The following is an 18,251-nucleotide window of genomic DNA, read 5'->3' on the forward strand; positions in this document are numbered from 1 at the left end:
TACGCCTCGCCTTTCGCAAGCCATTGGATCCGCGGGATCCGCAGTATCTGGCACGTCTCAGTCAAACGTGGGAATAATGTTGGCCTTGTCGATCAGATCGATCGGCAACAGATACTCATGGTCTTCTACATGCACCACGACATCCTGTTCCTCCACCCCGCGGAGAAGGCCCTGAAAGTTGCGTCGACCATCGAAGGGTGAACGCAGCTTTATCTTCACTTGTTGTCCGGCGTGCAAAGCAAACTGTTCAAGCGTGAACAGCGGGCGATCCATGCCAGGAGAAGACACCTCAAGCGTGTATTCAGCACTGATCGGATCTTCGACATCCAGAACACCGCTGAGTTGGCGACTGACTATTGCGCAGTCTTCCACCAGCACACCGTCTTCTTTATCAATATAAATGCGCAGCAGTGAATGTCGGCCCTGGGAGACGTATTCTATTCCCCAGCATTGATAGCCAAGAGCCTCGACCACCGGGACCAACAAGGCCTGCAACTGTTCTAGCTTGCTCGACACCTGAACCCCCTCGTGCATGCTTTAAAAATAAAAAAATGGGCGAAAAGCCCATCCATGAAAACGCCGTCGAAAGCGGCGTCATAAACTGTCCAGCTAACAAAAAGCCCCTAAAAAGGGGCTCCGCTAAAACTGGTTGCGGGGGCTGGATTTGAACCAACGACCTTCGGGTTATGAGCCCGACGAGCTACCAGACTGCTCCACCCCGCGACAAAGCTGGGGCGGAAGTATACGGCTGATCCCTTACAGGGTCAATCGAACATCCACCTACAAGAAAGCCCGCTAATGCGGGCTGCCCTGATAATTGGTACCGAGAAGGGGACTCGAACCCCTACACCCATTGGGCACAACCACCTCAAGGTTGCGTGTCTACCAATTCCACCACCTCGGCAATACATCTTTGACAGCCTCAAAAATCACTGCCTGTTGAAACCTTACTTCTTCTCTGGGGCTTGAGGTATGTCAGCCGGAACAACTGCTGGCTTTTGCCCTTCGAGAACCGGAACATCATCTGCTGCCGGTTTTTGCTTCACTTCCATTACCGCTGGATCTGGCAAACCTACTTGAGTCAGCTGTTGAGCTTTCTCTTTAGCAAAGTAACCTAACCCCAAGCTGGTTATGAAAAAAGCTGCGGCGAGTATAGCAGTAAACTTACTAAGAAAGGTAGAGGAACCTTGGCTTCCGAATACAGTATTTGATGCACCTGCTCCGAATGACGCGCCTGCGTCCGCACCTTTACCCTGCTGCAGCAATACCAGGGCGACAACGCCCAGAGCGCCCAACAGATGAAAAACGACTACGACTGTTTCCAGCATTTTTTCAGTTTCCCGCGGCGCGACAGATCGCACCGAACTCATCTGCATTCAGGGACGCTCCACCAATGAGCCCCCCATCGATATCCGGCATGCTGAACAGTTCGACCGCATTGGCCGCCTTCACGCTGCCGCCATAAAGAAGTCGCACGCCTTGTGCGACCTCAGCATTCTCTTTCGCCAGTTGCGCACGAATAGCGGCGTGCACATCCTGCGCCTGTTGAGGCGAAGCAGTCAGCCCGGTGCCAATGGCCCAGACCGGCTCGTAAGCAATTACCGCATTGACCAGAGCTTCAATACCCAGCGCTTCGATGATACTGCCGAGTTGCTGCCCGACAACGGCAAGCGTTTCGCCAGCTTCGCGCTCTTCGCGGGTTTCGCCAATACACAGCACGGGCGTAAGGCCACTTGCCTGAGCCGCAGCGAACTTGCGAATCAGAACCTCATTGCTTTCGCCCATAATCTGGCGACGCTCCGAATGCCCTACAAGGACCAGACTGCAACCTGCATCAGCCAGCTGACTCGGCGATACTTCACCGGTCAACGCACCCTGCCCTGCTTCATGGGCGCAGTTTTGCGCACCAACAGGAATCGACTTGCCTTGCAAACCATCAATCACCAGATTGATGTGCAGACTCGACGGAAATACCGCGACATCAACACCGCCAGGGAGAGCCTGTGCAGCAAGGCCCTCGATCAGCTCAGCGACGCTGGCGCGGGTACCGTGCATCTTCCAGTTACCAGCTACCATAGGGCGACGCATGCTGTACCTCGTCGGTCAAAGTGGGCGCAGATGTTACCCAACAGTTTCAACACTGGCAAGCCGAAATCAGGCGCAAACTTCTGCAACCAGCTTTGCAAGCTCGTCGGCATAGGCACGAACCTGAGCTTCATCCTCACCTTCCACCATCACGCGAACCAGTGGCTCAGTGCCAGACTTGCGCAGCAGCACGCGACCGCGACCAGCCATTGCGTCAGTTACGCGCTGGCAAGCCTGCTTGACCGCCGGATGCTCGACCGGATCCACGCCGCCTGCAAAGCGAACGTTGACCAGCACTTGCGGGCATTTGCGCAATGCCTGACGAGCCTCTGCCAGACTCTGGTTGCTGCGACGCAGCGCCAGAAGCACTTGCAAAGCAGCGATAATCGCATCGCCGGTAGTCGTGTGCTGGAAGCAGACGATATGGCCGGAGTTTTCACCACCCACTTGCCAGTTACGCTCTTGCAGCTCAGCAATCACATAACGATCGCCAACGTTCGCCCGCACGAACGGAATGTTCAGCTCGCCCAGGGCCAACTCAAGCCCCAGATTACTCATCAGGGTGCCGACCACGCCGCCCTGAAGGCGACCGCGCTCGTGAAGATCACGGGCAATGATGAACAGCAGATCATCACCATCGACGATGGCACCCGTGTGATCGACCATCAGGACACGGTCGCCGTCGCCGTCAAAACCGATGCCCAGGTCAGCATGCTCAGCGAGGACCGCAGCCTGAAGCGCGCCCATATGGGTAGAACCGCAATCCTTGTTGATATTCAGTCCATCAGGCTGTGCCGACAGAACGGTTACCTGAGCGCCCAGCTCGCGAAACACGTTGGGCGCAACCTTGTAGGTCGCGCCGTGGGCACAATCGATGACCAGCTTGAGCCCGGCAAAATCTGTACTCGAAGGTACGCTGCTTTTGCAAAATTCAATGTAGCGACCCGCAGCATCATTGATACGCGACACCTTGCCGAGCTTTTCCGACTCGACAACGGTCATGGGCGTATCCAGCAATTCTTCGATCATCATCTCGATCTCGTCAGGCAGCTTGGTGCCTTGCCCGGAGAAGAACTTGATGCCGTTGTCGTAATGCGGATTGTGCGAGGCGCTGATCACGATACCCGCTTCGGCGTGAAAGGTGCGCGTCAGATAGGCGATCGCTGGCGTAGGCATTGGCCCGAGCAGCATGACGTCTGCGCCCGCAGCCGAAAGACCTGCTTCCAGAGCCGACTCAAACATGTAGCCGGAAATTCTTGTGTCTTTACCAACCAGGATTCGACAGGCGCCAAGGCGGCGAAACGCCATACCCGCAGCCCAACCCAGTCGCAGCATAAAATCCGGAGTAATTGGAAACTGCCCTACGCGGCCACGAATGCCGTCTGTTCCAAAGTATTTCTTGGTAGTCATCGCTGCTCCATCATTCTTATTCGGCCGCTTCTACAGCGGCGATCATGCGCACCACATCAACCGTCTCGGCGACATCATGCACACGTAAAATTCTTGCGCCCTTGGTCATAGCCAGCGCTGCCAGCGCCAGGCCTCCGAAAAGACGTTCGCCCACAGGCCGAGCCAACGCACCGCCTATCATGCTCTTGCGTGAGACACCAACCAACAGCGGACGTCCCAACGCATGCAGCTCTTGCATGTGTTTAAACAGACTCAGGTTGTGGTCGAGGCTTTTCGCGAAGCCGAAGCCCGGATCAAGAATGATGCGCTCGTTGGGTATGCCTACGGAAGCGCACTGCGCCATACGCTCCAGCAAGAACGCGCTGACTTCACCCAGCAGATCTTCATAGTGCGGATTGTCTTGCATGTCGCCAGGCTCACCGCGCATATGCATCAGGCATACCGGAAGGCCGGTCGCAGCGGCAGCATCAAGTGCTCCCTCGCGACGCAACGAACGCACATCATTGATAAGTCCGGCACCGAGACGCGCCGTCTCGCGGATTACCGCAGGCGTGGACGTGTCTACGGAAATAATGACATCCAGCTCGCGATGCAAAGCCTCGACGACCGGAGCGACCCGCTCAAGCTCTTCAAGGGGAGATACGGAGCGTGCGCCGGGCCGCGTGGACTCGCCACCGACATCGATAAGCGTCGCGCCTGCAGAAACCATCGCCTCGGCATGGCGCAATGCAGCGTCCAGACGGTTGTAGCGACCGCCGTCCGAAAACGAATCCGGAGTAGCGTTCAGGATTCCCATCACGTGCGTATGGGCTAAATCAAGAACCCGGTTGCCACAAGGCAACCGGGTCGGGTACAGCACAGAAGTCATGTCAGACCTTAGTGTTCAGCTGCTGGACCGCCGATCGGAGTCTCTGGACGTGGGTCCGGAGGCGTGATTGGCGTACCTGGAGTACCCGAACCACCACCTTCCCAATCGCGCGGCTCGCGTGGAGCGCGGCCAGCCATGATGTCGTCGATTTGCTCGGCATCAATCGTTTCGTACTTCATCAGCGCATCAGCCATCGCATCCAGCTTGTCGCGATTATCCGTAAGGATCTGTTTGGCCGTGCCATAGCACTGGTCGATGATGCTACGCACTTCGGAGTCGATCAAACGAGCCGTTTCAGCCGACAAACCGCTGCTTGGACCACCACCACCGCGACCCAGATAGCCTTCGTTCTCGTCTTCGCCATACAGCAGCGGACCGAGTTTTTCCGACAGACCCCATTTGGTCACCATGTTCCGGGCAATCTGGCTGGCACGCATGATGTCGTTGGACGCACCGGTGGTCACACCGTCAAAACCCAGCGTCATCTCTTCAGCGATACGACCGCCATACAGCGAACAGATCTGGCTGATCAAGGCGCGCTTGGACAGGCTGTAACGATCTTCCTCGGGGAGGAACATGGTTACACCCAGAGCGCGACCACGAGGAATGATCGAAACTTTGTAGACCGGATCGTGCTCAGGCACCACTCGACCAACAATAGCGTGACCGGCTTCGTGATAAGCGGTGTTCTGCTTCTCTTTCTCGGACATGACCATGGATTTGCGCTCGGCGCCCATCATGATCTTGTCCTTGGCCAGCTCGAACTCTTTCATTTCAACGATGCGTTTACCGGTACGGGCAGCGAACAACGAAGCCTCGTTGACCAGGTTGGCAAGGTCGGCACCGGAGAAGCCAGGCGTACCACGAGCGATTACGCCCGGGTTAACGTCTTCGCCCATCGGCACTTTGCGCATGTGGACCTTAAGAATCTGTTCGCGACCACGGATATCCGGCAGACCGACCACGACCTGACGGTCGAAGCGACCCGGACGCAGCAAGGCTGGATCGAGTACGTCAGGACGGTTGGTAGCAGCAATGACGATGATGCCATCGTTCATTTCAAAGCCGTCCATCTCTACCAGCAACTGGTTGAGAGTCTGTTCGCGCTCGTCGTGACCGCCACCCATGCCAGCGCCACGATGGCGACCCACGGCATCGATTTCGTCGATGAAGATGATGCAAGGCGCGTGCTTCTTGGCCTGTTCAAACATGTCGCGGACGCGGCTTGCACCAACACCCACGAACATCTCGACAAAGTCAGAACCGGAAATAGTAAAGAACGGCACTTTCGCTTCGCCGGCAATCGCCTTGGCAAGCAGGGTTTTACCGGTACCTGGTGGGCCCACCATCAGCACGCCGCGTGGAATGCGGCCGCCAAGACGCTGGAATTTGCCCGGATCACGGAGGAACTCGACCAGTTCGCCGACTTCTTCCTTGGCTTCGTCGCAACCTGCGACATCAGCCAGCGTCGTCTTGACCTGATCTTCAGACAACAGACGCGCCTTGCTCTTGCCGAAACTCATCGGCCCGCCCTTGCCTCCCGCACCACCTTGCATCTGGCGCATGAAGAACATGAACACGGCGATGATCACGAGGATCGGGAAGCTGGCAACCAGGAGCTGAGTCCAGATGCTCTGCTGCTCAGGCTGCTTGCCTTCGATAACCACGTTGTTATCGACCAGATCACCGATCAGACCGTTGTCCTGAATGGCCGGACGAATGGTCTTGAAGGTGTCGCCGTCGCTGCGCTTGCCTGTGATGACGTAACCATCAACGGCAACCTTCTCAACCTTGCCATCCTTGACCTGCTGGATGAACTCGGAATAGTTGAGGGTCTGCGGCTCGTTCGGGCTGGAGAAGTTGTTCATCACCGTCACAAGGACAGCCGCGATGATCAACCACAGGATCAAATTCTTTGCCATATCGTTCAATTAGCTACCCTCTGAAGCAAGCTCCACGCAGGAGCGTGCCTCGCATGATATTCACCGGCCTAACTTACTACAGAACCTACAGATGTGGCAGGCGCCGTCTGTAACCCTTTGTGAAACTTTGACTACAGCATGTTCGTTTATGCTTCAACCGCAGGGCCATTTGAAAAAAACTATCGGCCTGTCTCAATTGCGCTCAATGCTTTCCGAGCCTTCAATGCCGCGAAAGCCCCGACCCAACAAGTACTGCTCGCGAGAGCGGTCACGAGATGACTCCGGCTTGCGCATCTGGACTTTGTCGAACAGCTTGCGGATGTCCTTGTGGTACTTGTCGAAGCCTTCACCCTGGAAGACCTTGATCAAAAAATCACCACCCGGCCGCAAAACCCGCCCTGCGAGATCCAGTGCCAACTCGCAAAGGAACATGGCGCGAGGCATGTCGACAGCACTCAATCCACTCATATTGGGGGCCATATCGGAAATCACAAGGTCTACCTGCGTTTTACCGACAGCCTCCAGGATCTGGGCGAGCACGGCGTCCTCGGTGAAGTCGCCCTGAATAAAGGTCACATCGGGGATGCTGTCCATCTCCAGAATGTCGGAAGCAATCAGGCGACCTTGACCGCCAATCAGACGACTGGTCACTTGCGACCACCCGCCCGGCGCGGCGCCGAGGTCGATCACGGTCATCCCAGGCCGGATGATCTTGTCCTTTTCCTGGATCTCCAGAAGCTTGTAGCTGGCGCGAGAACGATAGCCGTCCTTCTGCGCCATTTTGACGTATTTGTCGTCGAAGTGTTCTTTGAGCCAGTTATGGCTTGTCTTGGAACGGGCCACGGGGCACCTCAAAAATAAACGAGTCGTGATTAACTGGGCGGTCCCGGACTCGCTCGGGTAAACTGGCCGCCGCTTTTTACAAGATCAGACGCAGGGGTCAGATTATGCCGCTCACTCAGGAGCAGAAGAAACAGTACAAATCCATTGGCCACCATCTGAAACCGGTATTGACTGTGGCCGACAATGGTTTGACTGAAGGTGTGTTAGCAGAGCTTGAACGCGCATTGGGCGATCACGAGCTGATTAAAATCAAACTCAACATCCTCGAACGCGAAAGCCGTCTTCAGGTCATTGCAGAACTGTGCAAGGCTGGTAAAGCGGATCTCGTACAGGTCATCGGCAAGATGGCACTGATTTATCGCAAGAATCCAAAGGTAAACAAGCTGCTGTCGAACGTCCACCGCGCCGTTTGATGTAACAAAGCCAGGGCCGCGCTAGCGCGCCCTGCTGCTTCTTCCCGGCACTGGTTGCAAGACCAGCAGCAAGCCAGACAAGCCCAACACCAGATAACTCACCAACTGCAGATGCAACGCATCGGGCAGCCAGTTACGCAATCCGAAATAACTGGTTGAGGCCAACAACGCGATCAGCAAAAGCTGGCCACGCAGGTCAAGCCACCCACTCGAAACACCTTCCGCACTAATCAGAACCGCCACCTGAAGCATCGCGCACACTGCCGCGAAACCCACCAGCACTGCTCCGGAAAAATTGGCGAACTCATGAATCAATAACGGCGCCAGACCGGTCTGGTCCAGCACCGTCAATAGAGCCAGGTGCAACAACACCAGGCCGCCCACCCACAATGTCTGGGCGAGCTGCCAGATGATCGCGCCCATTGCGAATGGGCGCCCCAGGTCAAATGTGCCTGACTTCAACAATCTCGTACTCGATAACGCCGCCAGGCGTTTTGACGGCGACGACGTCACCCTCTTCCTTGGCGATCAGGGCACGAGCAATAGGCGAGCCCACTGAAATCTTGCCCTTTTTGATATCGGCCTCATCTTCGCCAACGATCTGATAGGTCACACGATCGTCAGTTTCGACGTTGGCGATTTCCACAGTCGTGCCGAAAATCACCTTGCCGGTGCGCTCGATGGTCGTGACGTCAATGACCACGGCATTCTGCATGCGGCCTTCGATATCGCGGATACGCGCCTCGACCATGCCCTGCTGTTCGCGAGCGGCATGGTATTCGGCGTTTTCCTTGAGGTCGCCCAATTCACGCGCAGTCCCGATATCCGAGCTGAGCTTGGGGCGAACGACCTTGGTGAGATGTGCGTGTTCTTCTTCCAGGGCCTTTGCGCCCTGGACGGTCATTGGATATTTGATCATGCCTTCAACCCTGCATGTAGATCCTGCAAGCGACGCACGGTCTTTTCCGGACCGAACTTGAGCGCTTCGCAGATGGCTTCGCCTGCAGCAATGGTAGTGGTGCAGTAAATCTTGTGCTGCAAGGCATTTCGGCGAATGGAGTAGGAATCAGCGATCGACTGGCGCCCTTCCGTGGTGTTGATGATCAGGGTGACTTCGTCATTCTTGATCATGTCGACCACATGCGGACGGCCTTCGGTCACCTTGTTGACGCGGCGAACTTTCAGGCCCGCTGCCTCGATAAGCTTGGCGGTACCAGCCGTCGCGACGATCTGGAAGCCCAGGCTGATCAGGTCGCGAGCGACACCGGCAACCAATGGCTTGTCGTCGTCACGCACGCTGATGAACGCAGTGCCACCGGTCGGCAGGACTTCGCTGGCGCCCATCTGGGCTTTTGCAAAGGCCTCGCCGAAGGTGTCGCCGACGCCCATCACTTCACCCGTGGACTTCATCTCAGGGCCAAGGATCGGGTCAACGCCCGGGAACTTGGCGAACGGGAATACCGCTTCTTTTACGCTGTAGAAGTTCGGGATGATTTCTTTGGTGAAATTCAGTTCTTTCAGGGTTTTGCCGGCCATCACGCGTGCTGCGATCATCGCCAGGGAAACACCGATGCACTTGGAAACGAACGGCACAGTGCGCGATGCACGCGGGTTCACTTCGATCACGTAGATGTCTTCACCCTGCAACGCCAGCTGCACGTTCATCAAGCCGACAACGCCCAGCTCCAGAGCCATCTTCTTGACCTGCTCGCGCATCTCGTCCTGGATATGCCCAGGCAGCGAGTAAGGCGGCAGCGAACATGCCGAGTCACCGGAGTGAACGCCGGCCTGCTCGATGTGCTGCATGATTGCGCCGATGACAACGTCGGTGCCGTCGCAGACCGCATCGACGTCCATTTCGATGGCGCAGTTCAGGAAGTGGTCGAGCAGCACCGGGCTGTCGTTGGACACCTTTACTGCATCACGCAGGTAGCGCTTGAGTTCATCTTCTTCGTAGACGATCTCCATCGCCCGGCCGCCCAACACGTAGGAAGGACGCACCACGAGCGGGTAACCAATCTTGCCTGCTGCACGAATCGCTTCGTCTTCGCTGCGTACGGTCGCGTTTGGCGGCTGACGCAGGTTCAGGCGCTCAACCATTTGCTGGAAGCGCTCACGGTCTTCTGCACGGTCGATAGCGTCAGGGCTGGTGCCGATGATCGGTACGCCGGCTTCTTCAAGGGCACGCGCCAGCTTCAGCGGGGTTTGCCCGCCGTACTGGACGATTACGCCTTTAGGCTTCTCGACGCGGACGATTTCCAGCACGTCTTCCAGGGTCACCGGCTCGAAGTACAGGCGATCCGATGTGTCGTAATCGGTGGACACGGTTTCCGGGTTGCAGTTGACCATGATGGTCTCGTACCCGTCTTCGCGCAGGGCGAGTGCCGCGTGCACACAGCAATAGTCGAACTCGATACCCTGGCCGATACGGTTAGGACCGCCGCCCAGGATCATGATCTTGTCGCGAGTCGTCGGATTGGCTTCGCACTCTTCCTCGTAGGTCGAATACATGTAGGCCGTATCGGTGGAGAACTCGGCGGCGCAGGTATCAACGCGCTTGTAGACCGGGTACACCTCAAGCTTGTGACGATGGCGACGCAGGTTTTTCTCGGTGACGCCCAGCAGTTTGGCCAGGCGCGCATCGGAGAAGCCCTTGCGCTTGAGGCGATACATCAGGTCGCGGTCGATAGTCGCCAGACCGAGGGTCTTGATCTTCTCTTCGTCCTTGATCAGGTCTTCGATCTGCACCAGGAACCACGGATCGATCATGTTCATGGCGAAGATTTCTTCGACAGTCATGCCGGCACGGAACGCATCCGCGACGTACCAGATTCGCTCGGCGCCCGGCACAGTCAGTTCGCGCTTGAGCACGCCCATGCTTTCCGGGTTGCTCAGATCCAGTTTCGGATCCAGACCGCTAACGCCGACTTCAAGGCCGCGCAGGGCTTTCTGCAGGGATTCCTGGAAAGTCCGGCCGATGGCCATGACTTCGCCAACCGACTTCATCTGAGTGGTCAGGCGTGCATCGGCTTTCGGGAATTTCTCGAAGGCAAAGCGCGGCAGCTTGGTAACCACGTAGTCGATGGATGGCTCGAAGGACGCCGGAGTCTTGCCGCCGGTGATTTCGTTTTGCAGCTCGTCGAGGGTGTAGCCGATGGCCAGCTTGGCTGCGACGCGAGCGATAGGGAAACCTGTCGCTTTCGAAGCCAGTGCCGAGGAACGCGATACACGCGGGTTCATCTCGATCACGACCATGCGGCCAGTGTCCGGGCAAATGCCAAACTGGACGTTGGAGCCGCCGGTTTCAACGCCGATCTCACGCAGTACCGCCAGCGAGGCGTTACGCATGATCTGGTATTCCTTGTCGGTCAGCGTCTGGGCTGGCGCAACAGTGATGGAGTCGCCGGTGTGGACCCCCATCGGATCGAAGTTCTCGATGGAGCAGACGATGATGCAATTGTCCTTTTTGTCGCGGACCACTTCCATCTCGTATTCTTTCCAGCCGATCAGCGATTCGTCGATCAGCAGCTCTTTGGTCGGCGACAGGTCCAGACCACGGGTGCAGATTTCTTCGAACTCTTCACGGTTGTAAGCGATGCCGCCGCCAGTGCCGCCCATGGTGAACGACGGACGGATGATGCACGGGAAGCCGAGCTTTTCCAGAACCGCGTAGGACTCTTCCATGGTGTGGGCAATGCCCGAACGCGGGCAGTCCAGACCGATGGACTTCATGGCCTTGTCGAAACGCGAACGGTCTTCTGCCTTGTCGATGGTGTCGGCATTGGCACCGATCATCTCAACGTTGTACTTCTCCAGAACGCCTTCGCGCTCCAGATCCAGTGCGCAGTTCAGTGCGGTCTGGCCGCCCATGGTTGGCAGCAGCGCGTCCGGGCGTTCTTTTTCGATGATCTTGGCAACGGTCTGCCATTTGATCGGCTCGATGTACGTTGCGTCGGCCATCGACGGATCGGTCATGATCGTCGCAGGGTTGGAGTTCACCAGGATGACGCGGTAACCCTCCTCGCGCAGGGCTTTGCAGGCCTGGGCGCCGGAGTAGTCGAATTCACAGGCCTGGCCGATCACGATGGGGCCGGCGCCAAGAATCAGGATGCTTTTAATGTCTGTACGTTTTGGCATGGGTTGTCACTCGAATACGTAGGTCTGCTTCTCTGCGATGGCTGGGCGGCCATTTGCCGGACGACATGTCGTTCGGGGCCTGCCCAGTCACCTGCGCGTTACATTCTCAAGGCAACCGGTCAGCGTCGCTTGGCCATCGCTTCAATGAAGCGATCAAACAGTGGCGCAACGTCGGTCGGACCCGGGCTTGCTTCCGGGTGACCCTGGAAGCTGAAGGCGTCCTTGTCGGTGCGTTCGATGCCTTGCAGGCTGCCGTCGAACAACGACTTGTGAATTGCGCGAAGGTTGCTCGGCAGGGTCGCTTCGTCCACCGCAAAACCGTGGTTCTGGCTGGTGATCATGACAACGCCGGTATCCAGATCCTGAACCGGGTGGTTCGCACCATGGTGACCTAGGGCCATCTTGATGGTCTTCGCGCCAGACGCCAGTGCCAGCAATTGGTGCCCCAGGCAGATGCCGAACACCGGAATGTCGGTTTCCAGCACATCCTTGATCGCCTGAATGGCGTAGTCGCATGGCTCTGGATCGCCAGGACCGTTGGACAGGAACACGCCATCCGGATTCATCGCCAACACATCGCTGGCCGGAGTTTGCGCGGGCACAACAGTAACCCGGCAACCGCGCTCGACCAGCATGCGCAGAATGTTCAGCTTGACGCCGTAATCGTAGGCCACGACGTGGTACTTCAAGTCGCTGGCGGCAATTTCAGGGCTGCTGTCGGTCTTCAAGGACCAGACGCTGGTGCGCCACTCGTAGCTTTCCTTGACGCTGACGACTTTCGCCAGGTCCATGCCCTTGAGGCCAGGGAAGCCGCGGGCAGCTGCGATGGCCGCTTCGTCGGAGATGTTGTCGCCGGCCAGGATGCAGCCGTTCTGTGCGCCTTTCTCACGCAGGATGCGGGTCAGGCGGCGAGTATCGATACCTGCGATGGCAACGACGCCGTTGGCTTTGAGGTAGTCGCCAAGGGACATCTTGTTGCGCCAGTTGCTGGCTACCAGCGGCAGGTCACGAATGACCAGGCCAGCGGACCAGACGCGGTCCGATTCGGCGTCTTCCGGCGTGGTGCCGGTGTTGCCGATATGCGGATACGTCAGCGTGACGATTTGTTGGGCATAGGAAGGATCGGTAAGGATTTCCTGATAGCCGGTCATGGCAGTGTTAAACACTACCTCACCAACGGTTTGACCGTCGGCTCCAATGGCTTCGCCGCGAAAAATGCTGCCATCAGCAAGGGCGAGTATGGCTGGCTTAGTCAAGAAGACCTCCCGTAAGTAAAGCCTGAAAGGGCGTTCGCAGGTTGCAAAAAAGCGGAATGACGTATAGACACGTCACCCCGCTTTCTTATCGAATCATCTGCGCGCTTTTAGTGGACACACTAAAGCTGTAGCTTACAGAAAAGCCCTGTTTTGGTCTACCGGCAATGAGGCGAAAAGACGGGGGAATGCGACAGAAGTTCAATCGGCGGGGGTAAAACAGGGTCAAAACTCACGTTTATGGTGAATTTTGACCCTCAATTGCGTGATCAGAACGATCAACGCAGATCCAGCACGTCCTGCATGTCGTACAAACCAGGCTCGCGCCCCTCAAGCCACAGAGCAGCTCGAACAGCGCCTTTGGCGAAGGTCATGCGACTCGATGCCTTATGGGTAATCTCGACGCGCTCACCATCGGCAGCGAACAGCACGGTGTGATCACCGACTATATCGCCAGCGCGAATGGTCGCGAAACCGATGCTTTGCCGATCACGCGCACCGGTCTGCCCTTCACGCCCGTAGACCGCGACCTTTTCCAGATCACGACCCAAGGCATTGGCGACCACTTCACCCATGCGCAGCGCCGTACCAGACGGTGCATCGACCTTGTGCCGGTGATGCGCTTCGGTGATTTCGATATCCACATCATCGCCCAGCACGCGAGCAGCGGTATCGAGCAGTTTCAGGCACAGGTTCACACCCACGCTGAAATTGGCGGCGAACACGATCGGGATATCCTTGCCCGCCTCAGCCAGACGCTGCTTCTCTTCAACGCTGAAGCCCGTGGTGCCGATGATCATGGCTTTGCCAGCCTTGCGGCAGAACGCCAGGTTTTTCAGCGTCACGGACGGGTGCGTGAAATCGATCAATACGTCGAACTCATCGACGACCTTGGCCAAATCACCCGACAACGGCACACCAATCCGACCCAATGCAGCCAGCTCGCCAGCATCAGCACCTACCAGCGTGCTGTCGGGACGATCGATCGCCGCCGTCAAACCGGCACCCGGCGCCTGCTGAACGGCTTCGATCAGAATTTTGCCCATGCGCCCAGCGGCGCCCATCACTGCTATACGTCGCATGCCTTGCTCCCGTTAAAAGCGCTTACAAATCGCCGAAGAAACGTTTCACACCGTCGAACCAACCGGTGGCTTTCGGCGAATGCGAGCTGTCACCTTCCAGCGTTGCACGGAACTCTTCGAGCAATTCGCGCTGACGACGACCCAGATTGACCGGAGTTTCCACAGCGACACGGCACATCAAGTCGCCAGCACCGCCGCCACGTACCGGAGCCACGCCCTTGCCACGCAGGCGGAACTGCTTGCCGGTTTGCGTACCTTCGGGAATCTTCAGCTTGACCCGACCATCCAGCGTCGGCACTTCCAGCTCACCGCCCAGTGCAGCATCGGTGAAGCTGATCGGCACTTCGCAATACAGATGCTTGCCATCACGCTGGAATATCGCGTGCTCGCGCACGTTGATCACGACGTACAGATCGCCGGTCGGACCGCCTTGAGCACCTGCTTCACCTTCGCCAGACAGACGAATGCGATCACCGGTATCAACGCCAGGCGGCACTTTCACGGACAGGGTCTTGTATTCCTCGACACGGCCTTCGCCATGACAGGAATCGCACGGATCGGAAATGACCTTGCCATGACCATGGCAGCGCGGGCAGGTCTGCTGCACGGAGAAGAACCCCTGCTGCATGCGCACCTGACCAATACCGCCGCACGTCGGGCAAGTCACCGGCGAGGAGCCTTTCTTCGCGCCCGAACCGTCGCACGGCTTGCAGTTGACCAGTGTTGGCACACGGATATTCACCGTGGTGCCACGCACCGCTTCTTCGAGGTTCAGTTCGAGGGTGTAACGCAGGTCGCTGCCGCGCTGAGCGCCGCCACGTCCGCCACCGCCGCCACGACCACCGCCGAAGAAGTCGCTGAATACATCGCCGAATATATCGGAGAAATTCGCACCGCCCGCGCCGCCGCCGAAACCGCCGCCACCCATGCTTGGGTCAACGCCGGCATGACCGTATTGATCGTAGGACGCGCGCTTGCTTGCATCGGACAGCACTTCATAGGCCTCGTTGGCCTCTTTGAACATGTCTTCCGACGCTTTGTCGTCAGGATTGCGATCCGGGTGATGCTTCATCGCCAGACGACGATAAGCCTTTTTCAGATCCGCTTCGCTGGAGCCTCGCTCCACCCCCAATACTTCGTAATAGTCACGCTTTGCCATAATTCTTCCGCACTCTTGAGGACGTTCGGCAAAACCCTCCTGAGCTTCGCCAAACTCGTTGAGCCCCATACAGGCCCGGACCCAACTCACGTCAATTCAACGATCCTGGTCTTCGTTCAACAGCCAGTCACCTGACCGAGAAAGCGGCAGAACAAGCCACCATGCAGGAGCATCGCGACCTTGCCACAAGGCTCGCGCAGTCGAGCCGCAAGCCATCAAAAAATTCGTCTATGCCAGACACGCCAACGCGGGAGCAAGCTCCCGCGCGGCGACATCCTACCAGTGACCACTCGCAAGCGGTCAACTGGCGTTCAAGTGAGCCTGCGCTTACTTGTGGTCTTTTACTTCTTCAAACTCTGCATCAACAACGTCGTCAGCAGGCTTGCCTTCTTCCTTCGCAGCCTGTGCACCGGCTTCCGGCTGCTCAGCCTGATCGGCGTACATTTTCTGCGCAACCGGAGCGGAGACCTTGGACAGCTCTTCGACCTTGGCGTCGATGACCGACTTGTCGTCGCCCTTGATGGCAGCTTCCAGAGCAACCAGCGCAGCTTCGATCGCAGTTTTTTCTTCTGCGGTCACTTTCTCGCCAGCGTCAGAGATCATCTTGCGGGTCGAGTGAACCAAGGCATCACCCTGGTTACGCGCGGCTGCCAGCTCTTCGAACTTGCGGTCTTCTTCAGCGTTGACTTCAGCATCACGAACCATCTGCTGAATTTCTTCTTCGGACAGACCGGAGTTGGCCTTGATCACGATGGACTGAGTCTTGCCAGTCGCCTTGTCTTTGGCGCCTACGTGCAGAATGCCGTTGGCATCGATATCGAAAGTCACTTCGATCTGCGGAACGCCGCGTGGCGCTGGTGGAATCTCGGCCAGGTCGAACTTGCCCAGGGACTTGTTCTGAGCGGCTTGCTTACGCTCGCCCTGCAGCACGTGAATGGTCACTGCGCCCTGGTTGTCATCGGCAGTCGAGAACACCTGGGATTTCTTGGTAGGAATCGTGGTGTTTTTCTCGATCAGCGCGGTCATCACGCCACCCATGGTTTCGATACCCAGAGTCAGCGGGCTGACGTCCAGCAGCAGGACGTCTTTGACGTCGCCAGCCAGTACCGCACCCTGGATAGCAGCGCCCATGGCAACAGCTTCGTCCGGGTTGACGTCTTTACGTGCTTCTTTGCCGAAGAACTCGGTAACCAGCTTCTGAACCAGCGGCATACGAGTCTGACCACCGACCAGAATCACGTCGTTGATCGCGTTGATTTCGATACCGGCATCTTTCAAGGCAATGCGGCAAGGCTCGATGGTGCGCTGAACCAGGTCTTCAACCAGCGATTCCAGCTTCGAACGGGAGATCTTCACGTTCAAGTGCTTGGGACCGGTCGCATCTGCAGTGATGTACGGCAGGTTGACGTCAGTCTGCATGCTCGAAGACAGCTCGATCTTGGCTTTTTCAGCAGCTTCTTTCAGGCGCTGCATCGCCAGCGGGTCGCCCTTGAGGTTCATGCCGCTTTCTTTCTTGAACTCATCGACGAGGTAGTCGATCAAGCGAATGTCGAAGTCTTCACCACCGAGGAACGTGTCACCGTTGGTTGCCAGAACTTCGAACTGATGCTCGCCATCGACTTCAGCGATTTCAATAACCGAAACGTCGAAAGTACCGCCACCCAGGTCATAAACGATGACAGTGTGGTCGCCTTTCGCCTTGTCCATGCCGTAGGCCAGAGCGGCTGCGGTGGGTTCGTTGATGATGCGTTTAACGTCCAGGCCCGCGATACGGCCAGCATCCTTGGTCGCTTGACGCTGGCTGTCGTTGAAGTAAGCCGGAACGGTGATGACCGCTTCAGTCACAGCTTCGCCGAGGTAGTCTTCGGCGGTTTTTTTCATCTTTTTCAGGATTTCAGCGGAAATCTGCGGCGGAGCCATTTTCTGGCCGTTGACTTCGACCCATGCGTCGCCGTTGTCAGCCTTGACGATCTTGTAAGGGACCATCTGAATGTCTTTCTGAACCACTTCTTCGTCGAAACGACGACCGATCAGACGCTTCACCGCGTACAGGGTGTTGTGCGGATTGGTCACTGCCTGACGCTTGGCCGACTGACCGACGAGGATTTCGCCGTCGTTGGCATAAGCAATGATCGAAGGCGTGGTACGAGTACCTTCGGCGTTCTCGATAACCTTGACGTTACCGTTTTCCAGAATGGAGACGCAGGAGTTGGTGGTCCCCAGGTCGATACCGATAATTCTGCCCATCTTTTGACTCTCCCGAAACTTGGATTTGGTTGCCGCAACTGCGTTTACAAATTGCGGTAGCTCTTAAACGCTTGGCCTATAAATGGGGGCCAGACAGCTGATTTCAAGCCTGCTCGTCAATTGACGGCTGAACAGGCGACGGTGCCTTGCTGACCACGACCATGGCCGGGCGCAACAGACGACCATTAAGCTGATAACCCTTCTGAAACACCTTCAAAACGCTGTTTGGTTCAACATCCGCGCTTTCCTGCATGGCCATTGCCTGATGGTGCTCGGCATTGAATGGCTGGCCGTGCGGCTCGATAGCTTCGAGCTGATAACGCTTGAGCGTGTCGTGAAACATCTTCAACGTCAGCTCGATACCTTCACGCATCGGACGAATGCTTTCGTCGTTCGCATCGGACAGTTCAAGGCCACGCTCAAGGCTGTCGACGATAGGCAGCAAATCGCCAGCGAATTTTTCGAGAGCGAATTTGTGGGCCTTTTCGACATCCTGTTCTGCACGGCGGCGGACATTCTGCAAATCCGCAGCCACTCGCAGGGACTGGTCCTGTGCCGCAGCCAACTGCTCTTCAAGCACTTGCACACGAGTTACCAATTCTTCACCGGAAGCTGCATCGGCAGCCTGGTCCTGGGTCTGCGCATCCAGATTCTGTTCGTCAGCCATAGATTTCTCCTTTCAAAAACGTCCGCGAGCTCAACTCGCGCTTCTGTCCCCCTATATGGGAGCGGATTTTTCAGCTTCAAGGGCTAGTGATGCGAGATCGAGCAATACCCTTACGAAATTTCTGACATAGCCCAAGTCCTTATGGCGCTTGAAAAAATGTCCTGA

16 protein-coding genes and 2 tRNA genes are annotated in these 18,251 nt (G+C 57.1%); 1 reads left to right on the forward strand and 17 read right to left on the reverse strand.

Annotated features, from left to right (window positions below):
• Positions 1–57: 57 nt before the first annotated feature.
• From rimP to rlmE, 9 genes are all read right to left on the reverse strand, one after another.
• A complete protein-coding gene (rimP, locus tag ACP7E4_RS24450; protein WP_426118044.1) occupies positions 58–516 on the reverse strand; it encodes a ribosome maturation factor RimP in 459 nt (152 codons plus the stop codon).
• 130 nt (positions 517–646) lie between these two features.
• Positions 647–723: transfer RNA gene (locus ACP7E4_RS24455), tRNA-Met, on the reverse strand.
• Positions 724–818: 95 nt separating this feature from the next.
• Positions 819–904 (reverse strand) — tRNA-Leu (locus ACP7E4_RS24460).
• Between the two features lie 43 nt (positions 905–947).
• Positions 948–1,328, reverse strand: coding sequence for a preprotein translocase subunit SecG (gene secG, locus ACP7E4_RS24465; RefSeq protein ID WP_065836085.1), 381 nt, complete (start codon positions 1,326–1,328; stop codon positions 948–950).
• A gap of 4 nt (positions 1,329–1,332) precedes the next feature.
• On the reverse strand, positions 1,333–2,088 hold the full coding sequence (gene tpiA, locus ACP7E4_RS24470) for a triose-phosphate isomerase (RefSeq protein WP_426118045.1): 756 nt from the start codon (positions 2,086–2,088) through the stop codon (positions 1,333–1,335).
• Positions 2,089–2,154: 66 nt separating this feature from the next.
• Positions 2,155–3,495: a phosphoglucosamine mutase gene (gene glmM / locus ACP7E4_RS24475; protein WP_426118046.1), complete on the reverse strand. Its 1,341-nt coding sequence runs from the start codon at positions 3,493–3,495 to the stop codon at positions 2,155–2,157.
• Between the two features lie 16 nt (positions 3,496–3,511).
• A complete protein-coding gene (gene folP / locus ACP7E4_RS24480; RefSeq protein WP_426118047.1) occupies positions 3,512–4,363 on the reverse strand; it encodes a dihydropteroate synthase in 852 nt (283 codons plus the stop codon).
• A gap of 8 nt (positions 4,364–4,371) precedes the next feature.
• Positions 4,372–6,285 carry an ATP-dependent zinc metalloprotease FtsH gene (ftsH, locus tag ACP7E4_RS24485; protein WP_426118048.1) on the reverse strand — a complete coding sequence of 638 codons (1,914 nt, stop codon included), beginning with the start codon at positions 6,283–6,285 and terminating at the stop codon, positions 4,372–4,374.
• Between the two features lie 192 nt (positions 6,286–6,477).
• Positions 6,478–7,128 carry a 23S rRNA (uridine(2552)-2'-O)-methyltransferase RlmE gene (gene rlmE / locus ACP7E4_RS24490; protein WP_020293191.1) on the reverse strand — a complete coding sequence of 217 codons (651 nt, stop codon included), beginning with the start codon at positions 7,126–7,128 and terminating at the stop codon, positions 6,478–6,480.
• Positions 7,129–7,232: 104 nt separating this feature from the next.
• Here rlmE and ACP7E4_RS24495 point away from each other — a divergent pair, with 104 nt between their 5' ends.
• Positions 7,233–7,541 (forward strand): YhbY family RNA-binding protein, encoded by a 309-nt coding sequence (locus ACP7E4_RS24495; RefSeq protein ID WP_426118049.1) that lies wholly within the window; start codon positions 7,233–7,235, stop codon positions 7,539–7,541.
• Positions 7,542–7,562: 21 nt separating this feature from the next.
• On the opposite strand, the gene ACP7E4_RS24500 is transcribed toward ACP7E4_RS24495, so the two are convergent.
• From ACP7E4_RS24500 to grpE, 8 genes are all read right to left on the reverse strand, one after another.
• Entirely contained in the window at positions 7,563–7,955 is a 393-nt protein-coding gene (locus ACP7E4_RS24500) for an MFS transporter (RefSeq protein ID WP_426118074.1), read from the reverse strand.
• A gap of 28 nt (positions 7,956–7,983) precedes the next feature.
• Positions 7,984–8,460 carry a transcription elongation factor GreA gene (greA, locus tag ACP7E4_RS24505; RefSeq protein WP_020293188.1) on the reverse strand — a complete coding sequence of 159 codons (477 nt, stop codon included), beginning with the start codon at positions 8,458–8,460 and terminating at the stop codon, positions 7,984–7,986.
• Entirely contained in the window at positions 8,457–11,678 is a 3,222-nt protein-coding gene (gene carB / locus ACP7E4_RS24510; RefSeq protein WP_020293187.1) for a carbamoyl-phosphate synthase large subunit, read from the reverse strand. The genes greA and carB overlap by 4 nt, the downstream gene beginning before the upstream one ends.
• A gap of 119 nt (positions 11,679–11,797) precedes the next feature.
• Positions 11,798–12,934 carry a glutamine-hydrolyzing carbamoyl-phosphate synthase small subunit gene (gene carA / locus ACP7E4_RS24515; RefSeq protein WP_426118050.1) on the reverse strand — a complete coding sequence of 379 codons (1,137 nt, stop codon included), beginning with the start codon at positions 12,932–12,934 and terminating at the stop codon, positions 11,798–11,800.
• A 275-nt stretch (positions 12,935–13,209) separates the two neighbouring features.
• Positions 13,210–14,013, reverse strand: a complete 804-nt coding sequence (dapB, locus tag ACP7E4_RS24520; RefSeq protein ID WP_426118051.1) for a 4-hydroxy-tetrahydrodipicolinate reductase — start codon at positions 14,011–14,013, stop codon at positions 13,210–13,212.
• A 22-nt stretch (positions 14,014–14,035) separates the two neighbouring features.
• Positions 14,036–15,172, reverse strand: a complete 1,137-nt coding sequence (gene dnaJ, locus ACP7E4_RS24525; protein ID WP_020293184.1) for a molecular chaperone DnaJ — start codon at positions 15,170–15,172, stop codon at positions 14,036–14,038.
• Positions 15,173–15,499: 327 nt separating this feature from the next.
• Positions 15,500–17,419, reverse strand: coding sequence for a molecular chaperone DnaK (dnaK, locus tag ACP7E4_RS24530; RefSeq protein ID WP_426118052.1), 1,920 nt, complete (start codon positions 17,417–17,419; stop codon positions 15,500–15,502).
• A 103-nt stretch (positions 17,420–17,522) separates the two neighbouring features.
• Positions 17,523–18,086 carry a nucleotide exchange factor GrpE gene (gene grpE, locus ACP7E4_RS24535; RefSeq protein ID WP_065836093.1) on the reverse strand — a complete coding sequence of 188 codons (564 nt, stop codon included), beginning with the start codon at positions 18,084–18,086 and terminating at the stop codon, positions 17,523–17,525.
• Positions 18,087–18,251: the final 165 nt, after the last annotated feature.

The organism is Pseudomonas sp. DSP3-2-3, assembly GCF_049898225.1.
In the GTDB taxonomy this organism is placed as follows: domain Bacteria; phylum Pseudomonadota; class Gammaproteobacteria; order Pseudomonadales; family Pseudomonadaceae; genus Aquipseudomonas.

Coding starts and splice junctions, on each gene's coding strand:
- greA (WP_020293188.1), bottom strand. CDS start 8,460: ATGATCAAATATCCAATGACCGTCCAGGGCGCAAAGGCCCTGGAAGAA.
- folP (WP_426118047.1), bottom strand. CDS start 4,363: ATGACTTCTGTGCTGTACCCGACCCGGTTGCCTTGTGGCAACCGGGTT.
- dnaK (WP_426118052.1), bottom strand. CDS start 17,419: ATGGGCAGAATTATCGGTATCGACCTGGGGACCACCAACTCCTGCGTC.
- secG (WP_065836085.1), bottom strand. CDS start 1,328: ATGCTGGAAACAGTCGTAGTCGTTTTTCATCTGTTGGGCGCTCTGGGC.
- tpiA (WP_426118045.1), bottom strand. CDS start 2,088: ATGCGTCGCCCTATGGTAGCTGGTAACTGGAAGATGCACGGTACCCGC.
- dnaJ (WP_020293184.1), bottom strand. CDS start 15,172: ATGGCAAAGCGTGACTATTACGAAGTATTGGGGGTGGAGCGAGGCTCC.
- ftsH (WP_426118048.1), bottom strand. CDS start 6,285: ATGGCAAAGAATTTGATCCTGTGGTTGATCATCGCGGCTGTCCTTGTG.
- grpE (WP_065836093.1), bottom strand. CDS start 18,086: ATGGCTGACGAACAGAATCTGGATGCGCAGACCCAGGACCAGGCTGCC.
- glmM (WP_426118046.1), bottom strand. CDS start 3,495: ATGACTACCAAGAAATACTTTGGAACAGACGGCATTCGTGGCCGCGTA.
- carB (WP_020293187.1), bottom strand. CDS start 11,678: ATGCCAAAACGTACAGACATTAAAAGCATCCTGATTCTTGGCGCCGGC.
- dapB (WP_426118051.1), bottom strand. CDS start 14,013: ATGCGACGTATAGCAGTGATGGGCGCCGCTGGGCGCATGGGCAAAATT.
- ACP7E4_RS24495 (WP_426118049.1), top strand. CDS start 7,233: ATGCCGCTCACTCAGGAGCAGAAGAAACAGTACAAATCCATTGGCCAC.